Source organism: Nocardia coubleae NBRC 108252 (genome assembly GCF_001612805.1).
In the GTDB taxonomy this organism is placed as follows: Bacteria; Actinomycetota; Actinomycetes; order Mycobacteriales; family Mycobacteriaceae; genus Nocardia; species Nocardia coubleae.
The window spans coordinates 132,152-146,414 of record NZ_BDBD01000010.1; the positions used below are offsets into that span (position 1 = coordinate 132,152).

18 protein-coding genes and 1 tRNA gene are annotated in these 14,263 nt (G+C 67.6%); 14 read left to right on the top strand and 5 right to left on the bottom strand.

The window, feature by feature from the left end; translation table 11 throughout:
- Positions 1–135: 135 nt before the first annotated feature.
- Positions 136–1,284, bottom strand: a complete 1,149-nt coding sequence (locus NCO8_RS08470; RefSeq protein ID WP_067637860.1) for a class I SAM-dependent methyltransferase — start codon at positions 1,282–1,284, stop codon at positions 136–138.
- Positions 1,285–1,515: 231 nt separating this feature from the next.
- Here NCO8_RS08470 and NCO8_RS08475 point away from each other — a divergent pair, with 231 nt between their 5' ends.
- From NCO8_RS08475 to NCO8_RS08510, 9 genes are all read left to right on the top strand, one after another.
- Positions 1,516–2,094, top strand: a complete 579-nt coding sequence (locus tag NCO8_RS08475; protein WP_067637862.1) for an AMIN-like domain-containing (lipo)protein — start codon at positions 1,516–1,518, stop codon at positions 2,092–2,094.
- Between the two features lie 62 nt (positions 2,095–2,156).
- A complete protein-coding gene (locus NCO8_RS08480) occupies positions 2,157–2,594 on the top strand; it encodes a DUF6153 family protein (protein WP_067637864.1) in 438 nt (145 codons plus the stop codon).
- Between the two features lie 61 nt (positions 2,595–2,655).
- Entirely contained in the window at positions 2,656–3,252 is a 597-nt protein-coding gene (locus tag NCO8_RS08485) for a DUF305 domain-containing protein (protein ID WP_067637866.1), read from the top strand.
- Between the two features lie 118 nt (positions 3,253–3,370).
- Complete coding sequence (locus NCO8_RS08490; RefSeq protein WP_067485963.1) at positions 3,371–3,886, top strand: Rv2240c family protein; 516 nt, start codon at positions 3,371–3,373, stop codon at positions 3,884–3,886.
- Between the two features lie 63 nt (positions 3,887–3,949).
- Complete coding sequence (locus tag NCO8_RS08495) at positions 3,950–5,278, top strand: serine hydrolase domain-containing protein (protein WP_245655280.1); 1,329 nt, start codon at positions 3,950–3,952, stop codon at positions 5,276–5,278.
- Between the two features lie 70 nt (positions 5,279–5,348).
- Positions 5,349–6,074, top strand: a complete 726-nt coding sequence (locus NCO8_RS08500; RefSeq protein ID WP_067637869.1) for a GntR family transcriptional regulator — start codon at positions 5,349–5,351, stop codon at positions 6,072–6,074.
- A 61-nt stretch (positions 6,075–6,135) separates the two neighbouring features.
- Positions 6,136–6,408 (top strand): hypothetical protein, encoded by a 273-nt coding sequence (locus NCO8_RS08505; RefSeq protein WP_157104836.1) that lies wholly within the window; start codon positions 6,136–6,138, stop codon positions 6,406–6,408.
- 175 nt (positions 6,409–6,583) lie between these two features.
- On the top strand, positions 6,584–6,739 hold the full coding sequence (locus NCO8_RS31785; protein ID WP_166655728.1) for a DUF6131 family protein: 156 nt from the start codon (positions 6,584–6,586) through the stop codon (positions 6,737–6,739).
- Positions 6,740–6,768: 29 nt separating this feature from the next.
- Positions 6,769–6,978, top strand: coding sequence for a hypothetical protein (locus tag NCO8_RS08510; RefSeq protein ID WP_067485590.1), 210 nt, complete (start codon positions 6,769–6,771; stop codon positions 6,976–6,978).
- A gap of 18 nt (positions 6,979–6,996) precedes the next feature.
- Here NCO8_RS08510 and NCO8_RS08515 read toward each other — a convergent pair whose 3' ends face one another.
- Positions 6,997–7,437, bottom strand: coding sequence for an SRPBCC family protein (locus tag NCO8_RS08515; protein ID WP_067638018.1), 441 nt, complete (start codon positions 7,435–7,437; stop codon positions 6,997–6,999).
- A gap of 124 nt (positions 7,438–7,561) precedes the next feature.
- On the opposite strand from NCO8_RS08515, the gene NCO8_RS08520 reads away from it, so the two are divergent.
- The 4 genes from NCO8_RS08520 (at position 7,562) to NCO8_RS08535 (ending at position 11,691) form a co-directional block, all read left to right on the top strand.
- Complete coding sequence (locus NCO8_RS08520; protein ID WP_245655281.1) at positions 7,562–9,049, top strand: peptide MFS transporter; 1,488 nt, start codon at positions 7,562–7,564, stop codon at positions 9,047–9,049.
- Positions 9,050–9,138: 89 nt separating this feature from the next.
- Positions 9,139–10,596 (top strand): amino acid permease, encoded by a 1,458-nt coding sequence (locus NCO8_RS08525; RefSeq protein WP_157104843.1) that lies wholly within the window; start codon positions 9,139–9,141, stop codon positions 10,594–10,596.
- 117 nt (positions 10,597–10,713) lie between these two features.
- Positions 10,714–10,787 (top strand) — tRNA-Leu (locus NCO8_RS08530).
- A 205-nt stretch (positions 10,788–10,992) separates the two neighbouring features.
- Positions 10,993–11,691 (top strand): class I SAM-dependent DNA methyltransferase, encoded by a 699-nt coding sequence (locus tag NCO8_RS08535; RefSeq protein ID WP_067637876.1) that lies wholly within the window; start codon positions 10,993–10,995, stop codon positions 11,689–11,691.
- Positions 11,692–11,778: 87 nt separating this feature from the next.
- On the opposite strand, the gene NCO8_RS31175 is transcribed toward NCO8_RS08535, so the two are convergent.
- Positions 11,779–11,922 carry a hypothetical protein gene (locus NCO8_RS31175; protein ID WP_157104837.1) on the bottom strand — a complete coding sequence of 48 codons (144 nt, stop codon included), beginning with the start codon at positions 11,920–11,922 and terminating at the stop codon, positions 11,779–11,781.
- Between the two features lie 70 nt (positions 11,923–11,992).
- On the opposite strand from NCO8_RS31175, the gene NCO8_RS08540 reads away from it, so the two are divergent.
- Complete coding sequence (locus tag NCO8_RS08540) at positions 11,993–12,541, top strand: carboxymuconolactone decarboxylase family protein (protein WP_067638022.1); 549 nt, start codon at positions 11,993–11,995, stop codon at positions 12,539–12,541.
- Between the two features lie 14 nt (positions 12,542–12,555).
- On the opposite strand, the gene NCO8_RS08545 is transcribed toward NCO8_RS08540, so the two are convergent.
- Both NCO8_RS08545 and NCO8_RS08550 read right to left on the bottom strand, forming a co-directional pair.
- The gene (locus NCO8_RS08545) at positions 12,556–13,227 is read right to left on the bottom strand and encodes a hypothetical protein (protein WP_067637878.1); all 672 of its coding nucleotides are present in this window, start codon (positions 13,225–13,227) and stop codon (positions 12,556–12,558) included.
- Positions 13,228–13,508: 281 nt separating this feature from the next.
- Entirely contained in the window at positions 13,509–14,243 is a 735-nt protein-coding gene (locus tag NCO8_RS08550) for a dienelactone hydrolase family protein (RefSeq protein ID WP_067637881.1), read from the bottom strand.
- Between the last annotated feature and the right edge of the window lie 20 nt (positions 14,244–14,263).

The following is a 14,263-nucleotide window of genomic DNA, read 5'->3' on the forward strand; positions in this document are numbered from 1 at the left end:
TGGAGTGATGAAACGTCGTACAGCTCCAACTGCCCTGTTCAACGTGTCGCGAACGAACAAAGTTCCCGGCGGCGCGATCATTGATCGCATCACCGTCCGTTCGGACAAATCGGACTCTACCCCGTCGGAGCGCCCCTATCGTTGTACGTCGCGCAGGCCACGGACAGACCGCGTCACCGTGAATTTCTGGTTCCGGTCGATCACGTCGGTCCGCCCGACCATCCGTTCCACCACACCCCGATAGTTCAGGTGCGAGTTGTACACCGTCCACAGTTCGCCGCCGGGACGGAGCACCCGGCCGGTCTCGGCGAACATCTTGATGGCCGAACCGGTGTGCACGGCCGCGCCGACATGGAACGGCGGATTGCACAGCACAAGGTCGGCACTGTTGTCGGCGGCCGAGGACATCGCGTCGTCGCGCACCACCGTGACGCGGTCGTCGACACCGTTCGCGGCGGCGGTCGCCCGGGCCGAGGCGACGGCGGCACAGGACTGATCGGTGCCGACCACCCGGATACGCGGACGCGACTTGGCCAGGGCCACCGCGAGAATGCCGGTGCCGCAACCGAGGTCGATGGCCTCGCGGGCGTCGGGCTTCATCCGGTCCAGATGTTCGAGCAGGAACCGGGTGCCGATGTCGAGGCGTGGGCCGGAGAACGCGGCACCGTAGGCGACCACGTCACCGTCGATCTCGATGATGTTCTCGCGCACCGGGAATCGGGGTTCGCCGACGGGTAGCGGTTCGCTGACGACGAGCACCCGTGACTTCTGCCTGCCCCGGCCCGCCCGCACCTGGCGGAACGTTTCGCCGAACACCTCGTTCATGGTCGGGGTGAGGTATTTGTCGCGGCCACCGGCGTAGACGACCACGTCGTCGGCGGCGTAGCGGGCGATGGCCTCGGCGATCTCGGCTAGCCCGGCAAGCATTTTCGGCAACCGCATCACGACCACGCGGGCGCCGGTGAGCAGGTCCGCGTCGAGCCCGTGCACGGTGAAGCGGTCGGCGAGACCGAGGTTCTTGGCGTTGCCCGCCAGGGCGAGTTCGCCGGTGAGCAGGTCCTGGTGCACCCGGATGCCGCTGTGTCCGTGCCGTACCGCTACCCCGAGGGTCAGCGCGCCGTAGGCGTCGCCGATCACCGCCACCTCGCCGCTGCCCGCGCTCGCGAGCGCGTCGGCGGCGGTATCGAGAATCAACCGATCCGCGGCGTCGACGGCATAGAGGTTCGGCGCCTCCACGTCCGGATACCGGCGCAGCCGGGTGAATACGTCCTCGACACTGTCCACGCGACAAGTGTGCTAGATCGTTGCCCCATCGTCACATCCGCCCCTGCCGCACATCGGAACCGGCGGCCACATATGCGCACCGAGCATGGAAAAGACTGACGGCGAACGGGTTACAGCGATGCGTGCCGACCTCGCTGATACCGCGGTGCACGCGCCCAGCAAACTCACAGCCTGGACACGCGCCCGGCTGATTCCCGCAACCCTCGAGTTCACCTGAGTACCATCGGTCACATGCGCAACGCCCCCGTGTTCGTGCTGATCGCCGCCGCGGCTCTGGTCCTGCCGAGCTGCGGTTCCGACGACGCGCCCGCCGCGACTCCCTCGACGACGACAACGAGCACCGCGAGCACCTTCGCCGACGCCACCGGCCCGCGCGACAACGACGCGAAGTCGGGCGAGGCGAGCGACGGTGCGGCCCTCACCGTCACCGATGTCCGCCTCGGCCACCACCCCGGCTACGACCGGGTCGTCTACACCCTCGGCGGCACCGGCACCCCCGGCTGGCAGGTGGCCTACACCGACAACGCCGTGCAGGATGCCAGCGGCAAGGCCGTGGACGTGGCGGGCAACTCGATCCTGGAGGTGCGCATCCTCGGTTCGGCCTACCCGTTCGACTCCCCCGTTCCCCCGTTCGCCGGGCCCGATCCGGTCACCGATCCCAGTACGCCCCGCATCACCGGCGTCTACAAGTCGGTGGTCTACGAAGGCGTCACCCAGTCGTTCATCGGGCTCGACGCCGACCGTCCCGGTTTCACCGTGAGCACCCTCGCCGACCCACCGCGCCTCGTCGTCGACATCGCGAACGACTAGTTCTACCCCTACCACGTGCGGGTATTGCGGAGAGCCCCTGAGCACTGGTTAGACTCGTCGCCGTGACCGTCCAGCTGTCGTATGCGCGCCTCGCGAGGGCCTTCGCCGTCGTGCTGCTGCTGGCCGGAATCGTCGCCATGCACTCGGCGGTATTCGTCACCTCCGCACACGACACCTCCGCACACGACACCTCCGCTCACACGCACGGAAACGCCGCCCACACAGCCGTCGGTCCGGCTGTTGAAGCGGTACCGGCGCAGAACGACTCGACGAAGGACCACGGCTGCGGCGGCGGCGGATGCACCGAACACGCGGCCGTCCACGGATGCGTGTTCGTCCTCGTCGCCCTGACCATGTTGCTCGGCTGGATGCTGCTGTCGCGGCTGGCCGAGGACGGCGACGCCATCCGCCGGTCGACGAGAGCCTGGCGTGGCCGCCGCGAACGGCCACCTCCCTGGACCGTCCTTTCCCTTTCCCAACTGGCGATTCTGCGGATCTGACAGATCGGCCCACGCGGCCCCTGTCCGACACCCCACACCCGAGTCCCCAGGAGGATCACCCATGTCCATCACCCGTACCGTTCTCGCCCTCGCCGCTGTCGCCGTGGTCGCCGCCGGGTGCGGCGACGACTCGACCACGCACACCACCGAGCACTCCTCGACGACCACGGCGAGCACGACGAGCGCCACGGCCCGCACCGACTTCAACGATGCTGACGTGACCTTCCTGCAGATGATGTACCCGCATCACGCGCAGGCGGTCGAGATGTCGAAGATGGTGCCGAGCCGGACCCAGAACCAGCAGCTCATCGCGCTGGCCGCGCAGATCGAGCAGGCGCAGGCACCGGAGATGCGCCAGATCACCGACCTGCTGACCAGCTTCGGCAAGCCCGCACCGAGCGCCGAGGGCCACGGCGGCCACGGCATGCCGGGCATGATGACCGAGGAACAGATGAGCGCGCTGGCAGCGGCGAACGGCGCCGAGTTCGACCGGCAGTGGCTGCAGATGATGATCGAGCACCACCAGGGCGCGGTCGCCATGGCCCAGACCGAGCTGGCGGAGGGAACCAACCCGGAGGCAAAGCAGCTCGCCACCAAGATCGTCGCCGATCAGGAGGGTGAGATCGCGACCATGCGCGGCATGCTCGGCCAGAGCTGACCCGGGGTGGCGCCGCGCCGGAACGGCGTGGCGCCACCTGATCGTCGCGAAGCCAGTACGGTCGATGTGTTCGGCCACCGCGACGGTGACCGACGCTCCGGCGAGGGAGGAGAGACAGATGCTGGTACGGGAACGAATGGGGCTCGGCACCGCGCTGGTTGTCGTAGCGGGCGCGCTCACGCTGGCCGCCTGCACCAATCAGGTACCCGGTACCGCCGAGGCCAACCTCACCGATCTCGCCTCCTACACCTCCGAAGTCGCGGCCTCCTCGACCGCGAAGGTGAAGGCGGCCAACGACTCGGCCTGCGACGGACTGCGCGCGGCCAACAAGAGCTCGGTCGCCTCGTTCAACGCCTATATCGAGGCGAGCAACAACCGCGCCCCCGACACCGACACCAAGGCCAACGAGGCGGTTCCGGTGCTGCGCAACAATGCCAAGGACGTCGATCGCAAGGTCACCACGGATGTCATCGCCGAGCTGGCCGACCCGCTGCGCACCTACCGTGACAAGACCAACCTGCTCGCCGACACCCTCGAGCGCCGTGCGCCCACCGACGAACTCAACGGCGTGATCGATCAGTTCAACGCGTCCAAGGACGCGGCGATCGAGGTCTGCAAGCCCTACGGCCGCTAGCCACGTAACAGGAACATCACCGTTCGCGATTGCCACTCCGAGACAAGTCATCGGAGGGGTTGCGTGCGTGGGTTCCTGAAATATGGTGCGGCGATTGCGGTTACCGCATTGTCGCTGACCTCGGCGGCACTGCTGCCCGTCGCGGCGGCCGACCCGCCGATCGCGCGGCACTGCGAGGTCAGCTCCGGACGCACACCGCAGGCGGCCTCTCCCGCAGAGGTCGCCCTCGATCCCGATCGGGTCGCCGAGGCCATGCGCCTGGCCGTCGACCCCACCCGCTTCAACATCCAGCTCTACCGCAACAACTGCCTGGTGGCGGCGGGCCCACGCAACGCCGAATCCGGTGGGGTGCCGTGGAATCTGTGGAGCGGGACCAAGAGCGTCGTCGCGCTGATCGCGGGCGCGGCGGTCGACGAGGGCCGCCTCGACGTCGACGCGCCGATCGGCCGCTACCTGCCCGAGGGGCTCGGCGACGAAGGGCACCGCGCGATCACCGTGCGCAACCTGCTCACCGAGTCCTCCGGGATGGAGGTGGCCATCGCCGCCGAGGGCGCGACGGGGCTGGCCCAGCTGGATCCGAACGTCGTCGCCCAGGCGCTCGCGATGCCGATCGAACGCCCCCAGGGCACCCTGTTCCGCTACAGCCAGCGCGCGGTCGACCTGCTCGTCTACGTCATCGCACAGGCCGTCGGCGAAGACTTCCAGGACTTCGCCCAGCGAAAGCTGTTCGACCCGTTGGGCATCGAACGCACCGATTACTACTGGGCCCGCGATCGCGCCGGAAACACCTACGGCCACGCGCATCTGCTGCTCCCACCGGACGACTTCGCGAAACTCGGTCTGCTCGTGGGCAATCGGGGCCGATGGAACGAGCAGCAGGTGATCTCGGACGCCTACCTGCGCGAGGCGTTGTCGCCGTCGCGGGCCATGCCCTGTTACGGCTTCCTGTTCGTGATCAACGGCGCGCCCTGCCGCCTCGAATTCCCCGGCCTGCCCGACGATGCCGTGAAGATGTCCGGAATGCTGCGCAACGACAGCTACATCGTGCCGAGCCTCGGGCTGGTGCTGAACTGGACCGGCGTCGCCACCCCCGGCATCTCGACGACCTACACCCATGACGTGATGCGCAAGCTGGTCTCGTCGTTCCGCGATGTGGCGGTGCCGGATCCGGGCCCGTATCGGGAGAAGCCGGACGTGAGCGTCACCGATCCGATGATCGCCCGGCCCGACCCGGTGTTCGGCACCTTCGGCCTCGGCCCCTACGCCTATCCGGGCTGCGGTTTCGTCGAATGTCTCGGCGAGACACCGAAAGCCCCGTTCGCCGACACCCCACCCGGCTGCGTGGTGCTCGGCTGTATCGGCCCCGACCCGCGCACTCCCGGCATCCGCTGACGGCTGGCGTATCCTCGACAACGACCGGACAGGACCAGTAGGGACCGGTTCGTCGAGAGGAGCCAGCCCCATGCCAGCACCGCTGCGAGACAGCGCAGTGCCCAAGCATGAACAGTTGCGCGCGATCCTGCTGCAGAAATGCACGCGCGAACTCCAACCCGGCGATCTGCTCACCAGCGAGCGAAACCTGATGCAGGACTACGGCGTCAGCCGGATCACCGTGCGCGAGGCGGTCGGTCAGCTGGTGAACGAAGGCTATCTGGTCCGGGTGCGCGGTAAGGGCACCTTCGTCGCTCACCGGCCGGTGCAGTCGCGGTTGCATCTGGCCTCCTTCACCGAGGAGATGCGCGCCCTCGGCCATCAGCCGAGCACCCTGGTGCTGGTCGCCGAGGAGGCCACCGCGCCCGAGCCGACGGCCCGCGCGCTGCGGCTGCCGCAGGGCGCGCGCGCCTATCACGTGCGCCGCTTGCGCCTGGCCGACGACGACGCGGTGAGCGTCGACGACGCGTGGTTCAACCCCGAACTAGTCCCCGACCTCATCGCCCACGACCTCACCGGCTCGCTGTACCGCCTCGCCGCCGACCGCTACGGCAGGCCGATCGAACGCGCCGAGCAGACGGTCGACGCCCAAGCCGCCGACACCGGGATCGCCGCACTGCTCGGCGTCCGCAAGGGCGCACCCGTTCTGCATTTCGACCGGGTGTCGTTCAGCGCCGACGTGCCGATCGAGCACACCCACAGCTGGTACCGCTCCGATCGGTACCGCGTGCAGATGGAAGTCGGAAGAAGCACCTGAAACACTCGTATTTCAGATACCGTATGGGCGCCATCACAGTGAAGTGCTCGGAGGTATCACCGTGTCCCTGTCCCCCACCCTCACCCGCGCGGGCGTTCTGACCGCGCTGGCAGCCGCCGCCTTGCTCACCGCGGGCGGCACCGCCAACGCCGTCGGCAGCGCCGATTGGGATCTGCTCCCGTCCGGCTCGGTGGTGATCGGCCCGCCGACCGGCAGCGCGGGCTCGGTCGACATCGGTCTGCCGACCGGTTCGGTCGACGCCGACTTCGGCTCGAGCGCACCCACCCCGCCGCCGCCCTCGGGCTCGGCCGTAATGCCGGGCTCCGCAGGCTGATTCGCGTGGCGCGTCATCTCGGAAAGGTGACGCGCCGCACTCGGAACGGCACCGATCGAGCCGCGAATCCGTTCCGGCGCAACCGAAGCTGTTTCCTCTTCACCGAACCGGGCATACGCCCCACGAGACGCGCCACCCGGTGCGTCTGATCGTTACCCGAACAGGTGAGCTTCACATGATTCTTCTCGGTGCAATTCTTCTCATCGCCGGCCTCGTCTTCGGCATCCCGATTCTCAACACCGTTGGTGTGATCGTGCTCGTCATCGGCCTCGCGCTACTCATCGCGGGCAGCATCGGGCGTCCGGTCGCCGGTCGCAGGCACTACTACTGAGCCGGGCCTGCCACCGGAAAGGACACGTCATGACGAATACACCGCGCATCGTTTCGATCGTTGTGCTGGTCTGGTTACTGATCGGTGTCCTTGCCGCAGGTCAACGCGGCTACTACACCGAGCGCGACCAGAATTGCGCTTCGTTGGGCACCATCGCGGTCACCATGATCGCGGGCCCGCTCAACTACATGGGCGTCAACCCGAAGGTCGACGACTGCGAACTCCCGCAACCCAGTTAGCCGGAATCCGCGCGCGAGCTACCTGGCTCGCGCGCGGATCAGGGCTGCCAACCGTTCCAGAGATTCCTGATTGCGCGCGGCGAAGGCCACGTCCTGGGCGAGTCCCGGGATCAGGCTGGCCGGGCCGCGCGCGGCACGTTCGGTCATCCGGATCGTCGTGTGCCCCGGCTCGGCCTCGGCGAGGGTGATCCGGATCCAGGCCGACCCGATCGACCACAGCCGCGCCTCCAATTCCAGCCGGTGCGGCGGCTCGACCGTTCGCACCTCGGTGGTGTCGCCGATCAGCACCGGCCACAGACCGAAGCGGTAGTGGATACGGCTGCCGACGGCGGGCCATTCGGGGTCGACTTCGCGGATGTGCGAGGCACCGACCACCCAGCTGGCGTAGAGCCAGCCGTCGGACAGCGTCGCGAACGCGACCTCGCACGCCACCGGCACGGTCACCTCGGCAGTCAGCACCAGACCAGCGTAATTCCCGTCCGCCCCGTCGGCGCGGCAACGCGGGCCCCGGCCGGCGGCACGCCGAACGATGACAGATGCGGGAAAATTGCTGTACATCGTTTCGACGTGGGATCGTTCCCTTATGTCCACGCAACACACCCGGCTCGGCGACCAGCCAGGGCCCGCCGATCCGGCGCTCGAACACACCCTGTTCGGGCATCCGATCGGGCTGACGAATCTGTTCGGCGTCGAGCTGTGGGAGCGTTTCTCCTTCTACGGCATGCTGACGATCCTCGGCTACTACCTGTACTACACCGCCGCGGACGGCGGACTGGGGATCGCGCAGAGCACGGCGCTCGGCATCGTCGGCGCCTACGGCGGATTGGTATACCTCTCCACGGTCCTCGGCGGGTGGATTGCCGACCGGGTGCTGGGCATGGAACGCACCGTGTTCTACGGCGGTGTCGTGGTGATGGCGGGCCATCTCGCGCTGGCCGTGTTGCCCGGATTAGCCGGTGTCGGTGTGGGTTTGGTGCTCGTGGCACTCGGCAGCGGCGCGTTGAAGGCCAACGCCTCCTCGCTGCTCGGCACCCTCTACGCGCCCTCGGACGCGCGCGTGGACGGCGGCTTCACCCTCTTCTATCTCGGCATCAACATCGGCGCCTTCACCGGTCCGCTGCTCACGGGTCTGCTGCAGCGCGAATGGGGATTCCACGTCGGCTTCGGCGCGGCCGCGGTCGGCATGGCGCTCGGCCTGACCCAGTACGTGGTCTTCCGGCGCAACCTCGGTACGCACGGGCGTGAGGTCCCCAACCCGGTGACCCGTGCCGAGCTGCGGCCGGTGCTGACCGGCGTGGCCGTCGCCGCCGTGGCAGCGGGCCTGGCGATCTGGGCCGGGTGGATCACCCTCGACAATCTCTCCGATGTCACCACCGGCGTCATCGTTGTCGCGTCCATCGCCTATTTCACGGTGATGCTCACGAGCGCGAAGGTGGAGCCGGTCGAACGCACCCGGGTGGTGGCGTTCATCCCGCTGTTCCTGGCCAACGCGGTGTTCTGGTCGCTGTTCCAGCAGATGTTCACCATGCTCGCGGTGTACTCCGACGAGCGTGTCGACTGGCGCATCTTCGGCTGGGAGGCTCCGGCCAGCTGGATCGGCTCGGTGGAACCGGTGTGGATCATCGCGCTCTCGCCGCTGTTCGCGCTGCTGTGGACCAAACTCGGTAACCGGGCGCCGAGCACACCGATCAAGTTCGCGCTCGGTGTCATCGGCATGGGTATCGCGTTCTGGTTGTTCGCGCTGCTGTCTGGCTTCGAGGGCAAAACCGTTCCGGTGCTCGCCGTGTTCGCCATCCTCGGCGGTTTCGCGGTCTCGGAATTGCTGCTGTCCCCGATCGGCCTCGCGGTGACAACGCACCTCGCGCCCGCCGCGTTCCGCTCCCAGATGATGGCGCTGTACTTCTTCTCGGTCGGCATCGGCACGTCGATGGCGGGCACGCTTGCCCGCTACTACAGCCCCGACAGCGAAGGCGTGTACTTCGGCGTCAGCGGTGCGGCCGCCATCGCGGCCGGACTCGTCGTCGCGGCCTGCGCGCCGTGGATCAAACGGCACATGCAGGGTGTGCACTGACCCGCCGGGGTAACTCTTCTCACAACGTTCGCATGCAGAAGGAGAACAACGTGCCGGCACCGGCAGAGACACCGAGCCGATGGGGCGGCATGTTCCGCACCAAATCGGTCGAACAGTCGATCCTCGACACCGATGAACCCGACTCCAGACTCCGCAAAGACCTGACGGCCTGGGATCTCACCATCTTCGGTGTCGCCGTCGTCGTCGGCGCGGGCATCTTCACCCTCACCGCCCGCACCGCGGGCAATGTCGCCGGGCCGTCGGTGTCGCTGGCGTTCGTGTTCGCCGCCATCGCCTGCGGTCTCACGGCGGTCTGCTACGCCGAGTTCGCCTCGACCGTTCCGGTGGCCGGCAGCGCCTACACCTACTCCTATGCCACCTTCGGTGAGCTGGTCGCCTGGATCATCGGCTGGGACCTGATCCTCGAATTCGCGCTCGCCGCGTCGGTGGTCGCCAAGGGTTGGTCGCAATACCTCGGCACCGTCTTCGGATTCGAGTCGGCCACAGTGAAATTGGGGTCGATCACCTTCGACTGGGGTGCGGTGACGCTGCTGATCGTGCTCGGCGTGCTGCTCGCGGTCGGCACCAAGGTGTCCTCGCGGGTGTCGGCGATCGCCGTGGCCATCAAGCTCGGTGTGATCGCCCTGGTGCTCGTCCTCGGCATCACCTACTTCAAGGCCTCGAACCTGAGCCCCTACATCCCGCCGTCACAGCCCGCCGACGACGGCGCGAGCGGCCTGCACCAGTCGCTGTTCTCGTTCGTCACCGGCGCCGGTGACAGCAGCTTCGGCTGGTACGGCCTGCTCGCCGCGGCCAGCCTGGTGTTCTTCGCGTTCATCGGTTTCGACGTGGTCGCCACCGCCGCCGAGGAGACCAAGAACCCGCAGAAGGCGGTGCCGCGCGGCATCCTCGGTTCGCTGCTCATCGTCACCGTGCTCTATGTGGCCGTCACCCTCGTGCTCACCGGCATGGTGCCCTACACCGAGCTCGCGGGTGAGAACGCCACGCTGGCAACGGCATTCGCCATCCACGGGGTCGACTGGGCCAAGACCGTCATCTCCATCGGCGCCCTGGCCGGCCTCACCACCGTGGTGATGGTGCTGTTCCTCGGCCAGACCCGCGTGCTGTTCGCCATGGCCCGCGACGGCCTGCTGCCCCGCTGGCTGGCCCACACCGGCAAGCGCGGCACCCCCGTGCGCCTGACCGTCATCGTCGGCATCGTCTGCTGTGTGCTCGCCGGTTTCGTCGAATTCGGCACCCTCGAGGAAATGGTCAACATCGGCACCCTGTTCGCCTTCGTGCTGGTGTCGGTCGGCGTCCTCATCCTGCGCCGTACCCGCCCCGACCTGCCCCGCGGCTTCCGCGTCCCGCTCGTCCCCCTCATCCCGATCCTGGCCGTCGCGGCCTGCCTGTGGCTGATGGTGAACCTGTCGGTGGAAACCTGGCTGCGCTTCCTGGTCTGGATGGTGCTCGGCTTCGTGATCTACTTCGCCTACAGCCGGCACCACTCCCTGCTCGGCAAGAAGGAGGCGTTGGCCAAAGACTGACCAGCGACGATAGCTCCCCGGCCCGGATCGGCGCGCTCCCCCGCGACACGCCGATCCGACCGGGTCTACCGCCAAAATTCCGGTACACCCGTACGAGTCGCTAGGCTGTCGGCGGACGCCCCTATAGCCCAATTGGCAGAGGCAGCGGACTTAAAATCCGTCGAGTCTGGGTTCGAGTCCCAGTGGGGGCACTTCGGTGCTGTTGGGTGGTGCCTTGACGTGCTCGTTCATGATCAGCTCGCCTGTCCAGTCCGCAGTGAGCCCGCAGGGCTCGCACGCCCCCGTCCATCGCGCCCTACCGATGAGACAGGAGACTCGCGGTCGGCGCCGAGCGCTGCGTGCGGGAGTCGGTGAAATCAGGTTGCTCGTGCCGGTCGGTGCGGGAATACTCCGCCCGTGGCGACTTTCGCAGAATTCGACCGGCGCAATTACCGGACCGTCGATGCCGTCACAGGATACGACGGGTGGGCAGCCACCTACGAGCAAACCGTGATGGACGAGATGGATCTCGCACTGCTGGAACGGCTGCGCCGTCCGGAGTGGGGGCGGGTGCGGCGGGCGGCCGATCTCGGCTGTGGGACCGGACGGACCGGAGGCTGGCTGCGGGGGCAGGGGATCACGCACATCGACGGGGTCGACGCGAGCGCGGGGATGCTGGAGCGCGCCGAGGTCCGAGGCGCGCACACGTCGCTGCGGCGACGCGACGTGCGCGACACCGGACTGCCCGACGACACCTACGACCTGGTGATCGCATCGCTGATCGATGAGCACCTGCCCGAGCTGGCACCGTTCTACGCCGAGGCGGGGCGGCTGGCCGCGCCGGACGCCCACTGCGTGGTGGTCAGTTATCACCCGCAGTTCATGATGGTGACCGGCATGCCGACCCACTACACCAGCGGGTCCGGGGAGCCGGTGGCGATCAGCACCCACCTGCATCTGATCAGCGAGCACGTCACCGCGGCGACCGCAGCGGGCTGGACGCTGACCGCGATGGCCGAGGCGTTGGTGGACGACCGCTGGCTGGAGCGCAAACCGAAGTGGGCCGACCTGCGCGGCCACCCGTTCACCATGGCGACGGTCTGGTCCCGGCCGTGACCGCGTCACCGTGGAACAGGTTGTCCAGCAACGCCGTTCCGATGTTTCGGCGCCGAGCGGGACGGCGACGGCTGCGCCGTGTCAGGTTCAACCGCCGGTGATGTCGGCGGGCAGGAACATCGCGCCGAGTTGGGTGGCGATGGCGTAGGTGACGAGGCGCCGTTCTGCGGGTTCCGCGACTCGGTATCCGCCGACCATCGAACTCGAGCGAGGACGGGTGGTGCGGATCACGCTGGGTTTCGGTGGTTGTGCGGCGTAGCTTCAGCCGAAAGCGAATCGCGGGCACGAAGGGGTGTTGACGATGCGGGTGATCGGGCGGATTCGGGGGTATGCCACGGTGGTTCGGCGGGCTCGCCGGCATCGGGGGGACCTGGTCGGGTGGCTGGGGCGGCGACCGCAGATCGGGGTGGCGACCGCGGGGTACGAGACGGCGTTGTTGTTCAGCAACAAGCTCGATCCTCGGCTCAAAGAACTCGCCGAGCTCAAAACGGCGGGGCTGGTGGCCTGTCAGTTCTGTCTCGATATCGGGTCGGCGCTGGCGCATACGAGTGGGTTGAGCGAGCGGCAGATCACCGATCTGCCTCGCTATCGCACAAGTGACGCCTACAGCGAGTTGGAGAAATTGGTGATCGCGTTCGCCGAGGCGATGACGGTGACGCCCGCGGTGGACATCGACGAATTACGGGCAGACCTGCTCACCCATCTGACGAAAGCGCAGCTCATCGAACTCGCCGCGACTATCGCCTGGGAGAACCAGCGGGCCCGCCTCAATCAAGGGCTCGGGGTGCAGCCGACCGGGATGGCAGACGGCCTGGCATGCGCGATGCCGGAGCGCCCACACACTCCGTGATCGCAGCAAGTTCCCTATGTTCCGGCCGCCCTAGTCCAGCTGGCTACGACGAAACCTCGGTCATGGGAAGCCAAATCGGATAGCACGTGACCGGCGAGTTCTTGGCCTTCGGCCGCGCCGGCCAGAACTTGCCACGCTGCTCGTCCGGTGGCCTTCAGCGTCTGCGATTCCACGGGGTCCAGTTGGTTGAGGGCGGTGGTATCCACTTGGGCGAAGGCCCTTGTGAGGGCGCCGTTGTATTCGGCTGCTCGGATTGCCGTGTGAGTGGTCGGCTGTTCGCGTGGCGCGGCCTCCCCGACGACGAGCATTGTCACATTGGCCTCCTGTGCGGCCAGGTCCTTTCCGAGTGCCGCACACTCACTCGGCGAGGCGTCAGACGAAATCGATTGATACGCAATTCTTTTGATGAAGACGCCGGGCGGGGCGTGCGCAGTGGCGAGCCATACCCCGACCGACAAGGACAGCGGAAGTGGCCGCGAAGACAAGTCGTCCCGGCACCAAGCGATATCCCAGTCCCAAGCGATGCCGTGATGCCGAAGGCTGCCGAATGCGTTGGCCGGATCGGATGCGGTTGTCGTGTCGTCGCATCCGACAATCACCAAGAGGCCGGGCAGAGTTGGATCGGACAGAAACTCCTCGGACCGACCCACAGCCCAACCGTCGGCCTCGTTGCCGAACTTGGGCACCCTGAGCCGCCGGACCGACTCGATACACGCCGCACGTAACCCATCCAGTTCAGCGGCTGCAGCGCCTCCCACTGCGGGTATGAGTGCGGGCGGGTGCGGGCAGACAGCGGCCGATATCAGCGGCACGGGCACTCCTGACGATCTTGGTTACCACCACTGTGGCACGCCGGATTGCACAGGGCCCGCGCTCGTGTCTCCGCCGACACAAGATCGGCGGAGACACTTCCGCACGACGGGTTACTCGAGCGCCCTCACGCCGCGCATGCCGTTGACAGCCGACATCACGTCAGGTGCCGGGTGAAGAAACGGCCCGCCTCCGCCCCGGCGTACGGCGGAACGCCGGTGTGCCCGCCCATATTGGCGTTCAGTGCCTTCTCCGCGGAACCGAAGGCGTCGAACAGGTCGAGGGACCTTTGGCGGTCGTTTCCTTCGTCGTCCCATTGCAGCAGGACGTGCAGCGGAATTTTGACGTTGCGGGCTTCCTCGAGGATGGCGCGTGGCACGAAGCTGCCGGCGAACAGGACGGCGGCGGCGATGCGTGGCTCGACGGCTGCCAGTCGGGTGCCGATGGAGATGACTCCGCCCGAGTAGCCGACCGGGCCACTGATTTCGGGCAGGGCGAGGAGGGCGTCCAGGGCGGCTTGCCACTCCGGGACAGCCTCGTCGACCAGCGGGAGGATGAGCCGGTCGACGATCTCGTCGGCGACAGGCCCACCGGCCGCCAGCGCCCGGCGCAGGTCGGCGAGGGCCTGATCGGCGGCGGCCGAACGGGGGCGGTCACCGCTGCCGGGGAGTTCGATGGTGGCCGCGGCGTAGCCTGCCGCCACGGTGGGCCGGACCCGGGCGAGCAGGCGCGGGTACGCGTTGCGCAGGCCGATCGGAGGAGGGCCTACCAGGATCAGGGGCGTCGGCGTGGGGACAGACGCCGGCGTCCACAGAATTCCGGGGATGTCGCCGAGGAGGAATTCGCGTTCGAGGATGTCGTCGTCGAGGCGTTGTTCGGTAATGAATCGCACGGTCGTGCCTTTCGGGAGTG

What these genes read in the sequence shown, in the direction of transcription:
- NCO8_RS08475 (WP_067637862.1), top strand. Translation starts at nt 1,516, where the DNA reads ATGCGCAACGCCCCCGTGTTCGTGCTGATCGCCGCCGCGGCTCTGGTC.
- NCO8_RS08485 (WP_067637866.1), top strand. Translation starts at nt 2,656, where the DNA reads ATGTCCATCACCCGTACCGTTCTCGCCCTCGCCGCTGTCGCCGTGGTC.
- NCO8_RS08490 (WP_067485963.1), top strand. Translation starts at nt 3,371, where the DNA reads ATGCTGGTACGGGAACGAATGGGGCTCGGCACCGCGCTGGTTGTCGTA.
- NCO8_RS08500 (WP_067637869.1), top strand. Translation starts at nt 5,349, where the DNA reads ATGCCAGCACCGCTGCGAGACAGCGCAGTGCCCAAGCATGAACAGTTG.
- NCO8_RS31785 (WP_166655728.1), top strand. Translation starts at nt 6,584, where the DNA reads ATGATTCTTCTCGGTGCAATTCTTCTCATCGCCGGCCTCGTCTTCGGC.
- NCO8_RS08510 (WP_067485590.1), top strand. Translation starts at nt 6,769, where the DNA reads ATGACGAATACACCGCGCATCGTTTCGATCGTTGTGCTGGTCTGGTTA.
- NCO8_RS08520 (WP_245655281.1), top strand. Translation starts at nt 7,562, where the DNA reads ATGTCCACGCAACACACCCGGCTCGGCGACCAGCCAGGGCCCGCCGAT.
- NCO8_RS08525 (WP_157104843.1), top strand. Translation starts at nt 9,139, where the DNA reads ATGTTCCGCACCAAATCGGTCGAACAGTCGATCCTCGACACCGATGAA.
- NCO8_RS08540 (WP_067638022.1), top strand. Translation starts at nt 11,993, where the DNA reads ATGCGGGTGATCGGGCGGATTCGGGGGTATGCCACGGTGGTTCGGCGG.